General features: G+C 30.9%; 19 protein-coding genes. 7 read left to right on the top strand and 12 right to left on the bottom strand.

Going from position 1 to position 20,746, the window contains the following annotated elements; all coding sequences use genetic code 11:
• Positions 1-5 precede the first annotated feature (5 nt).
• Positions 6-635: an alpha/beta hydrolase gene (locus D1815_RS04140; RefSeq protein WP_118386011.1), complete on the top strand. Its 630-nt coding sequence runs from the start codon at positions 6-8 to the stop codon at positions 633-635.
• 61 nt (positions 636-696) lie between these two features.
• Positions 697-1,482 carry a hypothetical protein gene (locus D1815_RS04135; protein ID WP_162897338.1) on the top strand — a complete coding sequence of 262 codons (786 nt, stop codon included), beginning with the start codon at positions 697-699 and terminating at the stop codon, positions 1,480-1,482.
• Between the two features lie 34 nt (positions 1,483-1,516).
• Here D1815_RS04135 and D1815_RS04130 read toward each other — a convergent pair whose 3' ends face one another.
• The 10 genes from D1815_RS04130 to D1815_RS04085 all read right to left on the bottom strand — a co-directional run bounded on the left by D1815_RS04130 (position 1,517) and on the right by D1815_RS04085 (position 12,112).
• Positions 1,517-1,888 (bottom strand): nuclear transport factor 2 family protein, encoded by a 372-nt coding sequence (locus tag D1815_RS04130; RefSeq protein ID WP_027391691.1) that lies wholly within the window; start codon positions 1,886-1,888, stop codon positions 1,517-1,519.
• A 9-nt stretch (positions 1,889-1,897) separates the two neighbouring features.
• The gene (locus D1815_RS04125) at positions 1,898-2,410 is read right to left on the bottom strand and encodes a DinB family protein (protein ID WP_027391692.1); all 513 of its coding nucleotides are present in this window, start codon (positions 2,408-2,410) and stop codon (positions 1,898-1,900) included.
• A 105-nt stretch (positions 2,411-2,515) separates the two neighbouring features.
• Positions 2,516-3,562, bottom strand: a complete 1,047-nt coding sequence (locus D1815_RS04120) for a S41 family peptidase (RefSeq protein WP_118386009.1) — start codon at positions 3,560-3,562, stop codon at positions 2,516-2,518.
• A gap of 99 nt (positions 3,563-3,661) precedes the next feature.
• On the bottom strand, positions 3,662-4,600 hold the full coding sequence (locus D1815_RS04115) for an AraC family transcriptional regulator (RefSeq protein ID WP_118386008.1): 939 nt from the start codon (positions 4,598-4,600) through the stop codon (positions 3,662-3,664).
• A gap of 231 nt (positions 4,601-4,831) precedes the next feature.
• Positions 4,832-5,539 (bottom strand): DNA alkylation repair protein, encoded by a 708-nt coding sequence (locus D1815_RS04110; protein WP_118386007.1) that lies wholly within the window; start codon positions 5,537-5,539, stop codon positions 4,832-4,834.
• A gap of 64 nt (positions 5,540-5,603) precedes the next feature.
• Positions 5,604-6,971 (bottom strand): S9 family peptidase, encoded by a 1,368-nt coding sequence (locus D1815_RS04105; protein ID WP_118386006.1) that lies wholly within the window; start codon positions 6,969-6,971, stop codon positions 5,604-5,606.
• A gap of 145 nt (positions 6,972-7,116) precedes the next feature.
• Positions 7,117-7,566 (bottom strand): hypothetical protein, encoded by a 450-nt coding sequence (locus D1815_RS04100; protein ID WP_118386005.1) that lies wholly within the window; start codon positions 7,564-7,566, stop codon positions 7,117-7,119.
• Between the two features lie 150 nt (positions 7,567-7,716).
• Entirely contained in the window at positions 7,717-10,299 is a 2,583-nt protein-coding gene (locus D1815_RS04095) for a phosphoenolpyruvate carboxylase (protein ID WP_118386004.1), read from the bottom strand.
• A gap of 100 nt (positions 10,300-10,399) precedes the next feature.
• The gene (locus D1815_RS04090; protein WP_027391699.1) at positions 10,400-10,879 is read right to left on the bottom strand and encodes an Lrp/AsnC family transcriptional regulator; all 480 of its coding nucleotides are present in this window, start codon (positions 10,877-10,879) and stop codon (positions 10,400-10,402) included.
• Between the two features lie 75 nt (positions 10,880-10,954).
• Positions 10,955-12,112, bottom strand: a complete 1,158-nt coding sequence (locus tag D1815_RS04085; RefSeq protein ID WP_118389857.1) for a M14 family zinc carboxypeptidase — start codon at positions 12,110-12,112, stop codon at positions 10,955-10,957.
• 375 nt (positions 12,113-12,487) lie between these two features.
• Between D1815_RS04085 and D1815_RS04080 the strand changes: the two genes are divergently transcribed.
• From D1815_RS04080 to D1815_RS04060, 5 genes are all read left to right on the top strand, one after another.
• The gene (locus tag D1815_RS04080) at positions 12,488-12,964 is read left to right on the top strand and encodes a helix-turn-helix domain-containing protein (RefSeq protein WP_118386003.1); all 477 of its coding nucleotides are present in this window, start codon (positions 12,488-12,490) and stop codon (positions 12,962-12,964) included.
• 79 nt (positions 12,965-13,043) lie between these two features.
• Positions 13,044-13,421 (top strand): hypothetical protein, encoded by a 378-nt coding sequence (locus tag D1815_RS04075; protein ID WP_027391702.1) that lies wholly within the window; start codon positions 13,044-13,046, stop codon positions 13,419-13,421.
• Entirely contained in the window at positions 13,421-14,227 is an 807-nt protein-coding gene (locus D1815_RS04070; RefSeq protein WP_027391703.1) for a TerC family protein, read from the top strand. The genes D1815_RS04075 and D1815_RS04070 overlap by 1 nt, the downstream gene beginning before the upstream one ends.
• A gap of 22 nt (positions 14,228-14,249) precedes the next feature.
• Positions 14,250-14,828: an alkylphosphonate utilization protein gene (locus D1815_RS04065; RefSeq protein ID WP_118386002.1), complete on the top strand. Its 579-nt coding sequence runs from the start codon at positions 14,250-14,252 to the stop codon at positions 14,826-14,828.
• Between the two features lie 199 nt (positions 14,829-15,027).
• The gene (locus tag D1815_RS04060) at positions 15,028-16,023 is read left to right on the top strand and encodes a glycoside hydrolase family 11 protein (RefSeq protein ID WP_118386001.1); all 996 of its coding nucleotides are present in this window, start codon (positions 15,028-15,030) and stop codon (positions 16,021-16,023) included.
• Between the two features lie 42 nt (positions 16,024-16,065).
• Here the strand turns inward: D1815_RS04060 and D1815_RS04055 are convergent, their stop codons facing one another.
• On the bottom strand, positions 16,066-18,744 hold the full coding sequence (locus tag D1815_RS04055; RefSeq protein ID WP_118386000.1) for a DNA gyrase/topoisomerase IV subunit A: 2,679 nt from the start codon (positions 18,742-18,744) through the stop codon (positions 16,066-16,068).
• Between the two features lie 37 nt (positions 18,745-18,781).
• Positions 18,782-20,635: a DNA topoisomerase IV subunit B gene (locus D1815_RS04050; protein ID WP_027391706.1), complete on the bottom strand. Its 1,854-nt coding sequence runs from the start codon at positions 20,633-20,635 to the stop codon at positions 18,782-18,784.
• Between the last annotated feature and the right edge of the window lie 111 nt (positions 20,636-20,746).

Here is a 20,746-nt window from a genome sequence, read left to right as displayed (position 1 = left end):
TAATTATGCAAAAAGAGGTTGTCTATCAATCTACTAACACATTTGATACATTGAATGAATTAACCGATCAAACCAAAACAGTTTGGCTTGTTTTTCATGGAATCGGCTATTTAAGTAGATATTTCATCCGTTTGTTTCAAAGTCTTGATGCTAAAGATAATTATATTATTGCTCCGCAAGCTCCTTCTAAATATTACAAAAACAATGATTATAAGAGAGTAGGATCTAGTTGGTTAACTAAAGAAAACACTGGGACAGAAACTAAAAATGTGCTCAATTATGTAGATGCGATTATGGAATTAGAGAAACTACCAGCTTCTGTGAATTTTGTGGTTTTAGGATATTCTCAAGGAGTTAGTATCGCTAGCAGATGGATCGCAAGTAGAAAAATACAACCAAATGCGTTTGTAATGATTTCTGGTGGATTTCCAAAGGAATTGAAAAAAGATGATTTCACTTTTCTAAACCAAACCACTAAAGTGACCCATATTTTAGGTGAAAATGATCCTTATTTTGAAATCAAAAAAGTAGAAGCCGAAAAAATACGTGTAAAAGAGATATTACCGCTAATAGAATTTAGATCACATCCTGGCGGTCATGAATTAGACATAAGAACTGTTAAAAACATTTTTTGAGCAGTAACATTTTCGGTTATTAAGACATATACTTATAGAAGCTTTAATTTAAATAGCTATTATGATGTCTAAATATTCCTTATTGATAATACTCATCTGCCTATTTTCTTTAGAAATAGTATACCCTTATGAAGATTATTATATCGATCGTGTAACAGGACTAGAGCTAGGATTAGATGGTTCCGAAACAAATAATTTAAGAGTTATTGATATTAGAGAATGGAACTACGTAATTGAAGAAAAAGGAGGCGTCAAATCTATTCCTGGTATACAAGAATTACATAAAAATAGTTCTGTAATTACATTTGATGAAGATCAGATACAAATGGAAGTACAAAGAATTGCTGATGACACTATGGAAGAAGGGTTAGAGAATCAGGTTTTCATAGTATTAAATGTTAATAATGGAAAAGTTTCTGCGGTCAGAGACTGGATACCAGAGCTAAAGACCAATTCAGAAATCATGATTAATACATATGGCGTTGGTAGTAATAGTGCTCCACGGGTAGGAGAAGGGTTAATGCTTCTAGGACAATTACACGGACATCCTAAAGAATTGCAAGAAAACAAAAAAAATATTAGAACTGTTTCTGAATTTGATATAAAAGTAGCCCGAGAACTAGGGATTACAATTTTTGCCGTTGATGCTTTTAACGCATTTGATATTTTTGATTCAAAAAACTCTAAAAATGGTTCTAAATCCCTTCACATACACTGCGTTACAAAGAATGGTGAAGTTAAAAATTTTATTGGCAGAACTATTGGAAAGAACAATATAAACACCTTTAACTTTTCTTATTATTTCGATTCAATTTTAAGAAAAAATAATAGCATAAAAGTTCTATAGCATTACATTAATCAAAGAAAAAAGTATATCCTATTTATAAAGTATCTATCAATCTTCTTGAATTCACTGTATCATAGATAATAGTTAATTTTTGAATTTTATTATCTTCTGAAAGATCTAAAATATCAACTACTTTAAAATTCACTTTTTCATTATTCTTAAGTATCCATTCATAATCAAAAAGTAAGGAAAGTCGATTGGTATCCTTCTCTAAAAATATTCCATCTAAATGAAGTTTGGAAGAATTCGTGTCTGCCGATAAATCCTTATAGAATTTAGCTGCTGATAACGTACCATATAAAGGAGATATCACAATACCATCATCGGTGAATAGGTCTACTACTTTGGCTACGTCACCTTTTTCTAATAAAAAAAGATATTTCCTTGCTACTTCTTCTTTTGTCATCTTTAAATTTTACAAATATCTTTCTTTAATGATTTCTACGTGATGGTTTTGATGACCAGAAAGTATATAACCCGCAGCTCTAGCACTCATAGGGCTACCACTCGCCTCTCCTATTTGACTTAACATCTCTGATGTAAATCTTTTATATAAAGTAATTGAGCTATTCCTTACGGATTCAAAGTCTTCAATAAGATCTTCAATACTAAATGTATTTGCATTAGAATTCGGCACATAAGCATCTTGATCAAAACCAATCAAAGGAGTTTCATCTTTTCTCGCGAACCTAAGTGCTCTATATGAAAATATACGCTCCGTATCAATTATATGCTGTATCACCTCTGCTATGGTCCATTTACCATCTTCATAGGCATAAGTCAATTTTTCCTTAGGGATAGCGTTTACAAAATCAATAAACTTCTTCTTTCCTAGCTGTAGCCCTTCTACGATATTATTACTTTCTGCTTTATCTATAAAACTTCCGTAATATGGATTATATTCTTCTTGCGCAAGTAATGATTGCATATATAACTATTTATAAATTTTGTTGAAATTTACTAATTCTAGAAACATTCATTGATTGCATTAACAGTTATTTATAAGATAAGCGGATTATACTAAATAGTAAATTTATTGTTTAGCATCAATAAACTTTATTGCCTCTATAACATTCTTGTCTTTAGTTAAATCTTGAAAGTTAGCCTCTTTAATAATCTCTATTTCCGGTTTAATGGTTTTTGTAAACGTCGCAGATTTATCTGTCGCATAACTTAATGTTATCGCAGCTTTTGTTTTAAATGGCAATTCAAATAAATCATTAGCAGTAGTCAAACCATAACTTTCCTCTCCGATAATCACCGTGTTTTTTCTTCTTCTAATACCTAAGGCTACAAACTCTCCAGCACTAGCCGTCATTACACCAGTTATTAAAGCAACAGGGGTTTCTGTTTTAGGCCTAGTAGTTGTCTTTACTTGCGCTTGTATTTTTTGATCCTCATAATAAATGCCATTATCAAGTCCCGAACGATTTTTTACATTCCTATCCGCATCTAAATATAATGACACTGTATTATCGCCGATTAAATGGTATAATCCAGCAAGCATGACATTGGAGTTCCCTCCTATGTTTAGTCGTAAATCAATGATCCATCCTTTTATTTTGTTAGAAGTATCCACTTTTATGATGGCATCATATATTTCTTGACTTCTTTCATTTAGTTCCTTTTCTGTCGCATTCAATAATAACATTCCTGGAATAAACACATATCCATAATGATCATTAATTACTTTTATATCAAACTTTGGTTCTTCACTGTATTTTGCCAATAAACTACTGTGTAAATCTTCTTTAGTAATTTGTCTTTTGAGACTACTTTGATACATTTTTTTCTCTGAAAAAAGCAATAAATGATCTCCTTTAATAGTATCAAAAAGTTTCGAGCAAACCTCTAATGATTCCTCGAAAGTACTTTTCTTCAAAGCTTCTTTTTTTACATATGGTTTTATTTTACTCCAGTTAACATTTTTTCGATACAGATAATTAGCTTCTAACTGTTCAAAAAAACGATCATAGAATATATTAATACTATCTTGAACGGATTCAACTTTTTCTTGACTGTAGCTCTTTGAATAAAATACTGAAATGGTAATGATTACGACTAAAAAAAATCTTTTCATAACTATGGTTTTTAAATTTCACTTCTTCAAAATTATAGACCATGAAAAGGAAAACACTTCTAAAAAAACACAAGAATGTCCAGAAAAAAAATATTGGACTTATTCGTTTTTATGATTCTTCTTATACTGCGTAGGAGTTAGACCTGTTATCTTTTTGAATACCGCATTAAATGAAGATTTTGAACTAAAACCAGATTTTTCTGCAATTGCTAATAATGTAAACTTTTTTTCTTCAGAAGAAACCAACAATGTTTTTACCTTTTCGATTCTATAAGTATTTATAAAATCATTGAAAGACATATGATACGTATCGTGGATATATAGGGATAGTTCTTTTTCTGATATATATAACAAAGATGCTAGATCAGAAACTTTGAGATTTTGATTTGTAAAAATCTCTTCTGTTTTCATATAATACGCTATACTATTCCTCAACGCAATATCTGTTTCTTCTTCTTTATGATCTTTTAGGCAAAAAGTTTTAAACAGCAGATTAGATTTTGTAAAACCAATAAAACCTATCCAATAGATATAGATAGAATTTAAAACCAATATTACATAGTAAAACTCTCCGCTATCTTCGAGATTAAAAAGAACTGCAATGATTTGATGAAGTAAATTAAGAATAATAAATACAATAAACATCCAGGAAAACGTGGACAACCATTCCCAATTTTTACGTATTGATAAAGAACCTTTGATGATCACTTTATTCTTATTAATAAATCCTAGGACATATATCATGAGAATTAGGTTAAACGTCAGATAAACAAAATCATTATATAGAAAAAAACCTGTTTGATATACTCTATAAAAAATATATTCATCAATACCACTATGGAGCATCACATACCAATAAGCTCTTAAGATTCCATACAAAATTGCGGGAATAAACAATAGATATTCAACAAAGGAAATAACGTAAGCTTTTTTTTCTATTTGGCTTTTTATATAAAAATAAAATCCCACACCAATAAGATACTTATATGGAAATGGAAAAGAAGTCAAAGGAAGAAAACCTATTGAATTGACATTCATATACAGGAATGCATATGTCAAATTATAAAAGGACAAAGAAAATAAAAACAATATGTAATAATTAAATGCTCTTTTATTCTCTCTTCTTTTAGAAAGTAGATATAAACATAGTGTAAAACCCTGTATTGCACCAAAAAGGACTATAATATTTAATACTGTGTAATTTATGGTGTTGTTTTTATTAGTAAAACGATCAATTAATAAATAAGTCTTTGGATGGTTTTAATAAACTTAATTCTTTGTTCTATAAATATTTCTTGGGTAATCAGAGATTCGTACATTTTCTTTTTGCAATTCGTTTAATGCATTTTTTGCTATCCAAATTGCAGAAGAGCTCTTTAATTCTAATAATTGATTAGCAACTTTTATAGCTTTTTTATTTAAATCTATATTTCTCTTTCCAATATTTCTCAAAGCCCAATTTATCGCTTTTTTCACATATAATCTGTCGTCATTTGCTTCTTTTTTAATGATTGGAAAAAATTGTTCAAACAATTCATTATCTGATTTTTTATCAGCCATACAATAAGCAGCCATAATAGCAAAACCAGCTCTTTTTTCGAATTCGGATTTTCTCTTTGTCCAATCAATTATTTTAGCCAGTGCAAATTTACTTTTAGCAAAAAGTCCCATACAGAAGCTATCACAAATTTCCCAGTTTTCAAAGGTTTTTACCCATTTCTCCATCAGTTCTTCTGTAACATCATTAGTATTAAATAATTTACTACACAACAACCTACCTTCATATATATTACTATCAAAAAGCTGCAAAGCAAGATCATTTCTACCCTTTCCAATATCTTTCGCTAATTCTTTTAGATCTTTATGATATATGCCTAAAGAATTGTGAGCTACAATTCCAAATTTCTTTTCTTTGAAAACTATTTTTTCAGGGTCTTTTAGCTCATTAAGGTATACTATTATTTCATCGTAAGTCACACTAAGTTTTTCTGTTCATAGATTATTCATCCCTACTATTTTACAAAATAAGTAAGAGGATCTTTTATTTTGTTTTCCTTTTCACCCAATTTATTATTAAGGTTAACGCCTTAGGAGAAAAAGTCTGTTCTATTTCGGCATATTCACTTAATGAACCACTTTCTGATTCTTGAAAAAGATGATTTAGATTTTCTAAGGTTATAATTTCTACATCTTGGTTACCTCCTTTTGCTAAGGCATTTTTAATTCCGGTTAAATTTTCTTTTACTGAAACCTGCAGATCTTTATCTCCATTTAGAGCTAACACAGGAATATCAATTTCTTCTAAATATGCTGCAGGTTGGGACCTAATAAAACTAGCTACTTCTGAACCAGTAATCTGTTCTACCAACATTTTTCTTTGATTCTCTGGAAATAGTGCCCCATATTTATTAGAGTAATATGAATTAATACTGTCTTTTAATGAAATATTATCTAAGTCGGAATTCACTACTATATCATAAGCTTCCTTTACTACTTTCTGACCTTGTTGAATTTGTAATTCATTGATTCCAAGATTTCTTTCGAATGCAGCTTTTTGCAAAAGCATTAATTTATCTCCATTTATTCCTGGCGCAGCTAATAAAACTAAAAAATCTAAATCACCCTTTTCTACGGCAACTTTAGGAGCGACAATACCACCAATACTATGACCTATTAGTCCTATTTTAGAATTACTAAATTCCTTTCTTTCTTTTAAAAAATCTATTGCATACTTAACATCAGCGGCTGAGACATTTATAGTAACCGTATTAAAATCTCCTTCCGATTCGCCCACACCTCTTTCATCAAAACGAAATACAGCTATCCCGTTCTTTGTTAATTCATTTGCCAACACAAAATATGGTTTATGACCAAACATATCTCCATCTCTATTTTGTGCACCGCTACCACTAACTATAATAGCCAAAGCGTAATTACCCTTCTCTTTCGGCACTGTTAGTGTTCCACTTAACTTCACGTTATCATCTTTATTAACAAATACTACATTTTCAGAATGATAATTGAATGGTGGTTTGGGTTCTTGAGGTCTATTTAATGTAATAGTTCCTTTCTTAAGGTCTAAAGGAATAGGATGACCGCTTTGCGAAAAATTACCAATAATCTCCATCTTATCATTAAGTTTTCCCTTATACTCTAGTTTAAGATCGGGAAATGAAATAGTAATTATTGAGTCTTCAAAAACTGTGGCTGAAGCCTTAGCGCCGCTCAATCCTTGTTTTAAAATGCTAAGTGTTGATACATAATCATTAGCAACTTTTTCTATATTAAAAGCTATTTCTAACTTATTTCCATTAATATTTACTTCTCCAATCCAATCTCCAGAAATATCTTGAGAAAACGAAAAAACCGTAAAAAAGAAAAAAGAGAAGATGATAAATATTCTATCCATTTGTGTGAATGTTTTATAAACTAAAATAGTATATATTTTATACTCAACTAATTTATACTATTTTAGTTAGTAAATGGTATGAACAAAAAAAGAATGAATAAAACTCATTCTTTTCGAAAATCATTTTAAACTATTGTAGCGAATATTACTCTAATGAAAATGTATACACACCTGTATCCTGATCAAATACAAATTCGGAATTTTGTATTTCTAAATTACTAAAATTGATCACATCACAACATTCTCCTTTAATTCGTTCTGTAGTTAATTCTAAAGCAAATAACTCCGAATTAGAAATTTCTATTGAATAAGCAGTTGCTCCCGCAGATATACTTGTCGAGTTTATTACCAAAATAGTAGTGTTATTTTCATTTATTTCGTCGAAATCAATCGTATTTTGATTATTTATATCTAAAATCATAATATTATTAACCTGAAGCGTACCGTTTGATATAACATTTTCTTCATCTGAATTTACTATTTCAAATCTAAATAAAGCATCTGGAGCACATACTACCAATTCACAATCGCTACTATTACAACTACTGAATAAAAGAACCATCATCAAAATAAGAGAAAAAAAACTAACTTTCATTATTTCATTTTTTAGTTATATCTATTAGATACATAACTTACACAATAGTTGCTTCAAGTATATAAATAACAAATACTATTATCAGATACTCCTAAACAAAAAAACCACAATAACGAAGTTATTGTGGTTTATCTTTTACATATAATCTCCCTAAGCAGAATTACGACTTGCATTAATATTTCCAAATAATGAACGCGTCACCATTTTTTCATAAATTTCTAAATCCTCTGCATCTTCTCCAGTTCTATTAATATCTTGGATTTTCTTTAATGCATATTGCTGAATAGTTAGCAATGGAAGTACAATATTTTCTCTAATATCGATAGAAGCCTTCCCTGCTGGTTCATTTTCCATTAACTCAGAATATCCTGTTAGTTTTAACAATAGGCGTTTAGTAAGTGTATATTCATCATGTATAATATTCCAAAAAGCGCCATATTCTTCATCTTCTTTCATATAAGCTGTTAATTGAAAAAACGATTTAGTCAAACTCATCATACTATTCCCTAACAACGCTCTAAAAAAAGCTGATTCCTTATACAGACTTGTTATTTTGTCAAATTCGTCTCTATCTTCAAAAGTTTTTAAGGCTGTTCCAACCCCATAAAACCCAGGAACATTCTGTTTTAACTGACTCCAACTACCAACAAATGGTATTGCTCTTAAGTCTCCAAAATCTAAACTACTACTTTTACTACGTTTAGAAGGACGACTACCTATATTCGCTTTTCCATAATATTTAAGCGTACTCATATGCTCTAAATATGGTAAAAACTTAGGATGGTTTTTAAAATCCACATAGGTTTGATAACTAATATCCGCCAATTCTTGCATTGTCACTTTATTCTCTTTAGAAAAAAGATTGGCTTCGTTTGCTGTTAGTTGATTCTCTACTCCAGCTCCTAACAATTGTTCTAAATTATATTGACAAGAATCTAGTGTTCCGAAATTAGAACTAATGGTTTGTCCTTGGACCGTTATTTGAATTTGTTCATCCTCGACCGTTGGGCCAAGAGATGCATAAAATTGATTAGTATTTCCTCCTCCTCTAGCTGGTGGACCACCTCGACCATCAAAGAATATTACTTTTACATTATATTTTCTAGAAATCTCTGTAAGTGCTTCTTTAGCTTTAAAAATACCCCAGTTTGCCATCAGATATCCACCATCTTTTGTACCGTCAGAGAAACCTAACATAATAGTTTGTTTCATTCCTCGACTCTTTAGATGCTCCATATAAACTGGATTACTATACAATGTCTCCATCACCTGATGAGATACACGAAGATCAGGAACAGTTTCAAACAGTGGTATTACATCAACAGTAGGTTTTTCCCAATCACACAATCTAATCATAGCAAAAGCTTCCATGACATTAAGAACACTACCATTGTTACTAATTATGTAACGATTTGATCCTCGCTCTCCATTATTATTCTGTATGGTTTTAATTGCATAAATAGATTCTATTGTAGCTCTAGCCATATCATTATCTAATACTGAAGGATCTAATTTTCCTGTTACAGTAGACAATACCTTTATCTGTTCTTCTTCTGATAATGTTTCGTAATTTTCTGGAAAAAAACCTAATCCTAAATCATTAGTTTTCTTTACGATCTCAGTAAGCACACCATGATGTACTCTAGAATCTTGCCTGATATCTAAAGTTCCAAAATGGAAACCAAAAATCTTTACCTTATTAATTAAATCCTGTAATTCTTCTAAAAACAGAGACTGATGTTTACTTATTAATTCTTCTCTTACTTCTAAAAGACCATTCATTAAGGTATATATAGATAAAGGTTCAGCCGTTTTAGCATAATAGAAATTATCATATAAAGCAGACTCTAGAACTCCTAATTTATCCTGCAAATTTCCAAAGGTAATTCTACGTTTTAACTTACGCATATCTCTATAATAATTAATCAATATAGTTTTACGTAATCTTTTTGCAACTTTGAGAGTCGTTTCTGTTGTCACAAATGGATTTCCATCTCTATCTCCTCCAGGCCAAAAACCTAGGTTTATTAGATCGTTTTCGAGATCTTCTCCTTTGAATATATTTTGTTGAATATAGTTATAAATAGTCCCTACAGAATGATAGAATACATTTTCTAAATACCATATTAAACTAACAGCTTCATCATACGGAGTAGGCTTTTCTTTTTTAAAAAATGCAGTCTTACCTAATTGTGCTAGTAATCTTTTTATTTTTTGAGAATCATTATCTCTTATTGCTGTATCAAGATCATGAATAATACCTAATACGGTACCTGGATAAAATTGTGTAGGATGCGCTGTTAAAGTTGGTCTAATCTTAAACCTCCTTAAATACTCCTTTAATTCTTCTAGTTGTCCTTTTGCTTGTGCTTCTTCTTTAATGCTTCGTAGCGTACCTCTTCCGTCCATATTATTAACGATCGGAAACGCTGCATCTTCTATAGCATCAAACAATACTACCTGACGTTCTATATACTGAATAAATCTAAACAGCAAATCATGCTTATCCTTGTCTGAAGGATCATCTTGATAAGATGTAAAGAAGTTTTCTACTATTTCTGAAGGGTTCATCTTTTGATCATACCCTTTTTCACAAACTTCTTTAAAAAGAGGTAATAATACACCTGTATTAGTGATTTCATCAAAAGGTAATGTAATAAATATACTATTGTATATCTGATATTTAGTAAGAACGTTGTGGTTAAAACGATCTATTTTTGGTTGTCTTGCCATAATTGTGGTTACGAATATGGTTGATTAATAATTATTTTACATTAAAAAACCCTCTAAGATGATTTCCTAAAGGGTTTATATGTTTTAATACGATTGCCCTTTACAAATCTTGGAAAATAGAATGCATTAAGCGTTTTTTATCATTAATACTTTCCTCTAGTGATATCATAGTTTCCGTACGGTATACCCCATCAATATCATCTAACTGGAAAATAATGTCTTTCGCATGATTAGTATCTTTTGCTCTTACTTTACAAAAGATATTAAACTTTCCAGTAGTAATGTGAGCTACAGTCACAAAAGGAATTTCTTTAATTCTCTGTAATACAAATTTGGTTTGCGAAGTATTCTGAAGATATATCCCTACATAAGCGATAAAAGAATACCCTAATTTTTTATAATCTAATGTTAATGAAGAACCTTCAATAATTCCAGCTTCTTCCATTTTCTTAACACGCACGTGTACGGTTCCTGCAGAAATAAGTAATTTTTTTGCGATATCCGTAAATGGGGTACGAGTATTTTCGATCAACATGTCTAATATTTGGTGATCTACTTCGTCTAATTTAAATTTTGCCATAGTAATTCTAATAAATTTTCCCGATTAATTACATTGCAAAAATAACAGAAAAATTATCTATTCATACATTTTTTTTCAACTTTTTCTTAATTCTGTTGAGAATAATTCATCATTTAACTTGAATTTTAACAACTCATTTTCCGGAAGTACCTCTACTGTAACGTTTTCGTTAAATATCACTCTTTTGTTACCGATAATTTCTCTGTGACCATAAACATTTCGTAAATCATCAATTTTAACAACTTTTGGAATGAATTTAATATCATTTTGGGATAATTCTTCAGTATACTGGATGGCGATATCAACATTCTTATTATCTAGAATAACATCTCTAATGACTATATCGTAAAAACATTTCCCATTTTCTGGAATATCAAAATAAGCCTGATGCTTATTCCCTAGCACATCATTCATTGAAATATATTGAATAGATGTTACCAATGCATAAAAAATATAAACTCTAGTAGTATCCCGTGTATAATCGTTCTTATAATGTCCAGCTTCAAATAAAATAGTAGGAACACCTAAATCTGATAATGTATCTCCAACACAATTTATATTAAAGCCATCATCATATCTACCAATACCATTAGGAATGTACTTTTGTAATACAGAATTCATTTCTGCAATAATCTCCATAGCTATTTTACGAGACTTGGTAATTGTGCGCTCATTATCACCAGCAGGTGATAAAAAAGAAACAGTAGCAGGTATATTTGTTGTTCCTACACTAAAAATAGTACGTTGTCCGTGTAAATTAAATGCGAAATCTGGTTTGATCTTATCAATTACATTTCTCAATATTACACTTTCCTTTTGACTCCTATCTTGAGCGTCTCTATTAAGATCAATCTGATTATGATTAAGCCTAGTATAAGCCTTTGCGCCATCAGGGCTTAATATAGGTATTATATATAAAGTACAAGAAGCTAATATTTGTTTTGAAACTTCGTTAGAGTCATCGGATAGCATATTCAAAAAATCGAACATCGATTTTGTAGTTGTACTTTCATTTCCATGCATCTGTGACCAGAACAACAACTTCTTGGAACCATTACCAACTTTAATAAGATGTATAGGTGCTTCATTTTCTGAGACACCTAACAGCTCCACAGTCATTCTATTAGAAAGATTATCTATTAACGGACCAATATGACCCAGATGTATGTAACGTCCTGATAAACTTGATTCTTTGTATTTAGTAAATGAACGAGATAATTCATTAATATCCATAAGCATATAAAAGAACCAAAATTACTACTGTTTACCGAAGATTCATAACAAATAGCTTAGTTTTTACAGATGTAAACCTAAGCTGTATTTACAATTGTAAATAAGTGTTATTTACAGATGTAAACATTTGAAAAATGATGTTTGTTTAAGATGTTAAACAGAAAGTTAAATCATCGATTTATAATACTACGGAATTAAGTAATATTTCATTGATTATATCATAAATTATTGCTTTTCAAGTATTAAAATATGTCTACTTATAGTTTTTATTTAATATTAGAATTGTTTATTATTCTTAAAGTTACAATTGTAAACTGTTCTTTTGTAGGGTTTGTTTACCTTTGTAACACATTGCTAATTATAAAACGGTTTACAATGGTAAACACTGCAGCTTTTGGAAAAAGAATCCAAGAAATCATGAAATTTTATCACGTCTCGGCCTCAGGGTTTGCCGATGCTATGGGTGTTGGTCGTTCTTCTATCTCTCATATTTTATCTGGTAGAAATAAACCTAGCCTAGATTTTGTTATGAAGATTACTGAAGCCTACCCTGAAGCAGAGTTATATTGGCTTTTATACGGACAAGGATCATTTCCTAAGTCAAAAATCCCTAAACAAGAACAAGAAACACCTGCACAAAAAGAATCCATAACTCCTACTCCAATAATATCACCTACCGAAACGGAATCAGAACAAGACCTATTTTCACATTCTAATAATGATATACCTTTACCCAAGGATGCTCCAGAAGAAACAATAGCACCAATAATTAAAACTAATTCGACAAATAAAAATATTAGCCAGATAGTGTTTTTTTATAAGGATGGTACTTTCGACGTTTATAAGAATTAAATATCTTAACAACTTTTATACTGGTTACTGTAAAATCTGTTGAAATAGATTTATTTTCGTTTCTCGTTATTATACTTTTATGAAACGATTTATTTTTTTATTATTTATCTCTGCTCTGTTTACAGGATGTTACCAACAAAAACGGGACTGTACAGAATTTCAAACAGGAACGTTTGAATTTGAGACATATCTAAACGGAGAACTTGCTAAAACAACGTTTATACGTAATGATTCTATAGAGATTGATTATTTTCAAGGTAGAAGTGACACCGCTAGTATTCGTTGGATTAATGATTGTGAGTATATTGTAAAAAAACTTCACCCAAAAAACATGGCTGAAGAAAAGGCTATACACATGAAAATATTAACTACAGAAAAAGATACTTATACCTTTGAATATGGGCTTGTAGGTGTTAAAAAAAATAAACAAAAAGGAACTGCCAAAAAAATTAAGTAATGTTTGAGATTTTCGCAACAGCAGATGCTTGGATAGCATTGTTAACACTAACCTTTCTAGAAATTGTGCTAGGAATTGATAATATTATATTTATTTCATTAGCTTCTAGTAAATTACCTGATCAAGAACAAAAAAAAGCTACAAACATTGGTTTGTTATTAGCTATGGTAATGAGGATTGTTTTACTATTTGGTATCTCCCTACTTGTAGCAATGGAGGCTCCTTTTTGGCACATCAATCTTCCTTGGATAGAAGCAGGAATTAGTGGTCAATCCCTAATATTATTTGGAGGAGGAATATTCTTATTATACAAAAGTGTCCATGAAATCCATGAAAAAGTAGATGAAAAAGGGGAAGAAGAGAAAGAAATAAAAGAAAAGAGTTCAAGTTCTTTATCTAAAGCTATTATTCAGATTACATTGATTAATGTGGTTTTCTCTTTTGATTCCATACTTACTGCCGTTGGTATGACTAATGGATTGAGTGATAATCCAACAGATGCTTTGATTATCATGATTATTGCGGTAGTTATTTCTGTTTTAATTATGATGTTGTTCGCTACTCCTGTTGGTCGTTTTGTAAACAAACACCCATCTATCCAGATTCTCGGACTATCTTTCTTAATATTAATTGGATTTATGTTGATAGCTGAAGCTGCACATCTAGCGCATTTACAGATATTTGATTCAGAAGTAGGTACGATACCAAAAGGATATTTATATTTTACTATCGCATTTTCGTTATTTGTAGAGTTTATCAACTTTAAACTACGTAAAAAAGGAAAATTAAGCAGCCAAGAGAGCTAGTTTTACAACTTATAAATCAAGAATGAGTAAACTAAAAGAATTACAAGATCGTAGTCATACTACATGCGAATTATGCGGTGCTACTGATAATCTATCAATATATGATATCCCAGAATCTCCAAATGTAGGATTAGACTCTAGTATTCTTATTTGCTCTATTTGTAAAGATCAAATTGAAAATGTTCTTACAATGAACCCTAATCATTGGCGTTGTCTTAATGATAGTATGTGGAGTCAAGCCCCTGGCGTACAAGTCATGGCGTATAGAATGCTTCATAGATTAAAATCTGAAGGGTGGCCACAAGATCTTATAGATATGCTATATCTGGACGATGATACTTTAGCATGGGCTAAAGCTACAGGAGAAGGTGATGATGAAAGTACTAAGATTAAGCATTTAGACTCTAATGGAGCTTTACTTAATGCAGGTGACAATGTGGTTTTAATAAAAGATCTAAATGTTAAAGGAGCTAATTTTACCGCAAAAAGAGGAACTGCTGTTCGCAATATTTCTTTAGTCCACGACAATCCTGAACATATAGAAGGAAAAGTAAGTGGTCAGCATATTGTCATTTTAACCAAATTTGTAAAAAAGTCCTAATTAATATATTCATAATCAAAAAACTGAAAAATTTTTACTTAAAATTTAAGTAAAAAAAACATTCAATATCCTCAATATTTTTTGTTTCTCATAGTTATTAAAGAATTTTATCTTGATTTCACCTAACTAATTAATCACTTTAAGTAAATAGTTACAACTTACTTAAAATCAATTTTTTGAAACATAAAAAATAATTATAATGAACTTATTTTACAAATCAACATTTCGAATTATCCTTTCATTTTTATTTCTAATATTATCTCTTGGAAATACTAAAGCACAGACCTATTGTATACAATCAGGATCAGAACAAATTGCCGGAGAAGAAGATGGGTTTAGATATGAGTTATGGAATCAAAATTCTCAAGGAACTGCTTGCATGACACTGGGAAATGAAGCATTATTTAGTGGAGAATGGGATGGTATATTGAACTATTTAGCGAGAAGAGGATTAGGGTACAATCAAACACAAGAACATCAAGAAATAGGGAACTTTTTCGCTACATATAACTGTAACTACAACCCTTCTACTTCTTCAGGAAACTCCTATCTATCTATTTATGGATGGACTATTGATCCCCTTGTAGAATATTATATTATTGAAGACTGGCGAAATTGGATTCCATCAATGGCTGATGGAGCAGTATTAAAAAAGTCTTTCGAAATAAACGGAAGTATTTACGATATTTATGAAAACACAAGAGTAAATCAACCATCAATTGTTGGAATCGCTACTTTCCAGCAATATTTTAGTATTAGAAGAGACACAAGAAATAGTGGTACAATAGATATTTCTGAACATTTTGAGCAATGGGAATCTATTGATATGAATTTAGGAAAACTACACGAAGTTTCTTTTGTTGTAGAAGGATACCAAAGTAGTGGTAGTTTTGAGTTTAACGAACTTAATATAATTGCAGACAATACGACACTAGGAATAAACGAGATCAATAACCCCAATTCTTATTTTGAGATTTACCCTAATCCAGCGATTGATGAAGCTTATATAAAGTTTAAAAAAACTAACACAACTAAAAAACTTAAAATCTATGATACTTCAGGTAAAATGGTGTTATCAAAAAACTATGACAACACAGAGAACATAACAAAAATTTCTAATTTAACAAAAGGTGTTTACTTTGTTTCATTAAACATCAATAATCAAAAGGTTGTAGATAAATTAATTGTCTACTAAGAATCACTAATACAATTGTTTTAATTTACTAGAATATTCTTTTTAGAACAAACTTGTCTGTTCTCCATCTCCATCATCATCTTCACCGTCTAACGAAACACCATTATCAGATTCTACATCTCCAGATATCTTTGAATCTGGAGTTACAGATTCTTCCTCAACTACTTCTATTTCTTCTGCTGGAATATCATCCGGCTCATCATACGGTAAAGGATCTAATAAATTAATCTGTCTTACTTTTTCTGTAGTTAATTGGTTTCCTTGTGCTTTTATACCTTTTATTGAAATAAAATCCTCAAGACTTATCTCATCATTTGGTCGCTGATCCTTTCCTCTAATTTTATTATATACTATCTCCGCAATTGGTCTATAATCGGTAGAGACAATTTCTAAAAACGATTTCTGATGATCGGAAATAAAAGTCTCTTCTCGATCCGCATTTTCTACTATGAATCGTTTTACATAATATCTTTCCTTATCTCCATCCCAGTAAATAGCAGAAATTGGTTTCATAGGTTTCCACTTCTCTAAAACTATCATATCAGATCCAAAATGCACTGTAATCTCTGGAACAATTGTCTTCAAAACGCCTTTTTGATTGATTATCAACAACCTATCTTCTCCTTTAAACTCACCTAAAAGCTCTCCTCTTCCATCAACATTCAATCTTCTAACTGTATCATCAAACCAAATCTTACGAGGTTTCAATGTAGAAACCCCTAACTCCTTTAACTCAATTTTTTTAATATTATACTTAGTAACAATATTTCCTTTTACTCCTCTACCCTTTATCAATAAGTCAGAAAAATCAAGATCAAATTTCAGCTTCTTAATACTTCCCGCTTGGCGAAGAAAAATAGTAATCACTTCTGCTTCTCCATTAGGATTAGCAGTAAAATAAGTTGCTTTAGAACCTTTCTTACCTTGGGTTAAATCATATTCTTTATCTCTGGTAACACTAGTAACTGCAAAACGCTTAACATATGAGGCTCCTCCTCTACCATCTTGATAAATCATATTATAAATAGTACGTTTATCTTTCTTTTTAAAGACCGCAACATGAATAATGTCTTTCCCAACAAAAGTCTTAGCATCCACCTTTGTTATCATCATTTTACCATCTGCCATAAAACAAATAATATCATCAATATCAGAACAATCAGTTACATATTCATTTTTACGCAATGATGTACCTACAAAACCTTCTTCTCTATTTACATATAGTTTTGTATTTCTTATAACAACTTTCGTAGCTTCAATATCATCAAAAATTCTGATTTCGGTTTTACGCTCTCTTCCTTTACCATAAGTATCTTTTAACCTCTTAAAGTAAGAGATAGCATATTCTACAAGATGTTCTAAATGATATTTTACCTGTGCTATATCATCTTCTAACGCTTCAATTTTTTGTTGCGCTTTATCAATATCAAATTTTGAAATTCTTTTAATTCTAATCTCTGTCAAACGTACAATATCCTCTTCAGTAACTGCACGTTTTAAGTGTTTTATATGAGGCTGTAACCCTTTATCAATTGCTTGTATTACTCCTTCCCAGGTTTCTTCCTCTTCTATCTCACGATAAATACGGTTTTCGATAAAAATTCGTTCTAATGATGCAAAATGCCATTGTTCTTGCAATTCATTTAATTGAATCTCCAACTCTTTTTTAAGCAGCTCTAAGGTATTATCCGTAGAACGTTTTAACATTTCGGAGACTCCTATAAAATTAGGACGACTATTCTCTTCGATAACACATCCCAACGGCGAAATAGATGATTCACAATTAGTAAAGGCATATAATGCATCTATAGTTTTATCAGGAGAAATACCTCCTGGCAAATGCACTAATATCTCCACTTCAGCAGCGGTATTATCTTCTATTTTTTTTATTTTAATCTTACCTTTATCATTAGCTTTAAGGATAGAATCTATTAAACTAGAGGTTGTAGTAGAGAAGGGTATCTCATTTATAACCAATGTGTTCTTGTCTAATTGTGAGATTTTTGCACGCACTCTAACTTTTCCTCCGCGGTTTCCATCATTATAGTTAGTAAAATCAGCAATTCCTGCAGTTGGAAAATCTGGGAGTATTGTAAAACGTTTTCCTTGTAAATGTTTTATTGAAGCTTCTATCAGTTCAATAAAATTATGAGGAAGAATTTTAGTACTTAATCCTACTGCAATACCTTCGGCCCCTTGAGCAAGAAGTAATGGGAATTTTACAGGAAGATTTATTGGTTCCTTTTTCCTACCATCATAAGATAATTGCCAATCGGTAACTTTTGGATTATAAACAACATCTAAAGCAAATTTTGATAAACGCGCTTCAATATATCTAGATGCGGCAGCTCTATCACCTGTAAGAATATTACCCCAGTTACCCTGCATATCGATCAACAGATCTCGTTGTCCAATCTGCACCATAGCATCAGCAATACTTGCATCACCATGCGGGTGATATTGCATTGTATGCCCCACTATATTTGCAACTTTATTATATCTCCCATCATCCAAATCTTTCATAGAATGAAGAATTCTTCGTTGCACAGGTTTTAATCCATCTTCTATTGCTGGGACTGCACGTTCTAAGATTACATAAGATGCGTAATCCAAAAACCAGTCTTTATACATCCCAGTAACTTTGGTAATCACTTCCTGAGGTTGATGATCCTCTGGGGTTAACTCATTATGTAATTCTTCGTTTTCGTTTTCTATATCCATACCTTTTTCTGGGGCACTTTTTTGTATTCCTTTAGTACTACTCTTCTACTGCGTCTAATTCTACCTTTAAATTTTCGATAATAAATTCTTGTCTACTAGGTGTATTTTTTCCCATATAAAAAGATAGTAGCTCTTCTATAGACTTATCTTTATCTAACATTACAGGATCTAAACGAATATCATCTCCAATAAAATGAACAAATTCATCTGGCGATATTTCTCCTAATCCCTTAAATCGAGTGATTTCAGGCTTTCCAGACAATTTTTCAATAGCATCTCTTCTTTCCTGCTCAGAATAACAATAGATGGTTTCTTTTTTATTTCGTACTCTAAAAAGTGGTGTTTGAAGAATATACAAATGACCTTCTTTAATTACTTCTGGAAAAAATTGAAGAAAAAATGTAATTAATAATAACCTTATGTGCATTCCATCGACATCGGCATCAGTAGCAATTACAATATTATTATATCTAAGATCTTCTAAGGACTCTTCTATATTTAATGCTGCTTGTAATAAATTAAACTCTTCATTTTCATACACAATTTTTTTACTCATATTGTAGCTATTTAGCGGTTTCCCACGTAAGCTAAATACGGCTTGTGTATTTACGTCTCTAGATTTTGTTATTGATCCACTTGCAGAATCTCCCTCGGTAATAAATAAAGTACTCTCTAAATTCCTGTCTTTTTTGCTATCAGTAAGATGAACTCGGCAATCTCTTAGTTTTTTATTATGTAAACTTGCTTTTTTTGCTCGTTCACGAGCCAGTTTACGGATACCAGATAAATCTTTTCGTTCTCGTTCTGCTTGTAGTATTTTTCTTTGCAGTGCCTCTGCTACATCTGAGTTCTTATGTAGAAAATTATCTAATTTTGTTTTTACAAAATCATTAATATAAGTTCTAACAGTTGGCAAATCTCCACCCATCTCCGTAGAACCTAACTTCGTTTTTGTTTGACTTTCAAAAACTGGTTCCATTACTTTTATACTAATAGCAGAAACAATTGATTTACGAATATCACTAGCCTCATAATTCTTACCGTAAAACTCCCTAATAGTCTTAACCACAGCTTCTCTAAAAGCAGCTTGATGTGTTCCACCTTGGGTAGTATGTTGTCCATTCACAAAAGAATGATACTCTTCACTATACTGAGTTTTACTGTGCGTAATTGCTATTTCTATATCATTACCTAATAAATGAATAATAGGATACAACCTATCATCTTCATTAATATTATCTGAAAGCAGATCTTTTAGTCCATTTTCTGAAAAATATTTTTCTCCATTAAAAATGATGGTTAACCCAGGATTTAGATACACATAGTTTTTAAGCATCTTCGCCACATACTCCGTTCGATACTTATAATGTTTAAAAATGGTATTATCAGGAACGAAAGAAACTTTTGTTCCTCTTCGTCTAGAGGTTTCGTCTAGAGTATCTTGATTCGTAAGGTTTCCTTTTTCAAATTCTGCAGATGCAGATTTTCCATCTCTAGTAGATTCTACTCTAAAATACGTGGATAAGGCATTAACAGCTTTTGTACCAACACCATTTAACCCTACGGACTTTTTAAATGCTCTTGAATCGTATTTTCCACCAGTATTCATTTTAGAAACTACATCTACAACTTTACCTAAAGGGATTCCACGTCCATAATCTCTAACAATTACTTTATCTCCTTGTATTGAAATCTCAATCGTTTTACCAGCGCCCATAACATATTCATCAATAGAATTGTCAAGCACTTCTTTTAATAAAATATAGATTCCATCATCAGCTGAAGATCCATCACCTAATTTTCCAATATACATTCCAGGTCGCATACGGATATGCTCTTTCCAATCGAGGGATCGTATATTATCTTCGGTATATTTAGTTTCCTTACTCATAAAATTTTAGGTAGAATGCTTGCTAATATAAGATTTCACTTACTAAATTGAAATAGTCCTCTTACAAAGTAATTAACAATTCTAAATAAGTTTTTGTTGATTATTTGAACT

Origin of the sequence: Aquimarina sp. AD1 (assembly GCF_003443695.1) — a bacterium.
Classification (GTDB): Bacteria; Bacteroidota; Bacteroidia; order Flavobacteriales; family Flavobacteriaceae; genus Aquimarina; species Aquimarina latercula.
The sequence above is the reverse complement of the archived record's forward strand: the minus strand, read 5'-3'. Positions and strand labels throughout refer to the sequence as shown.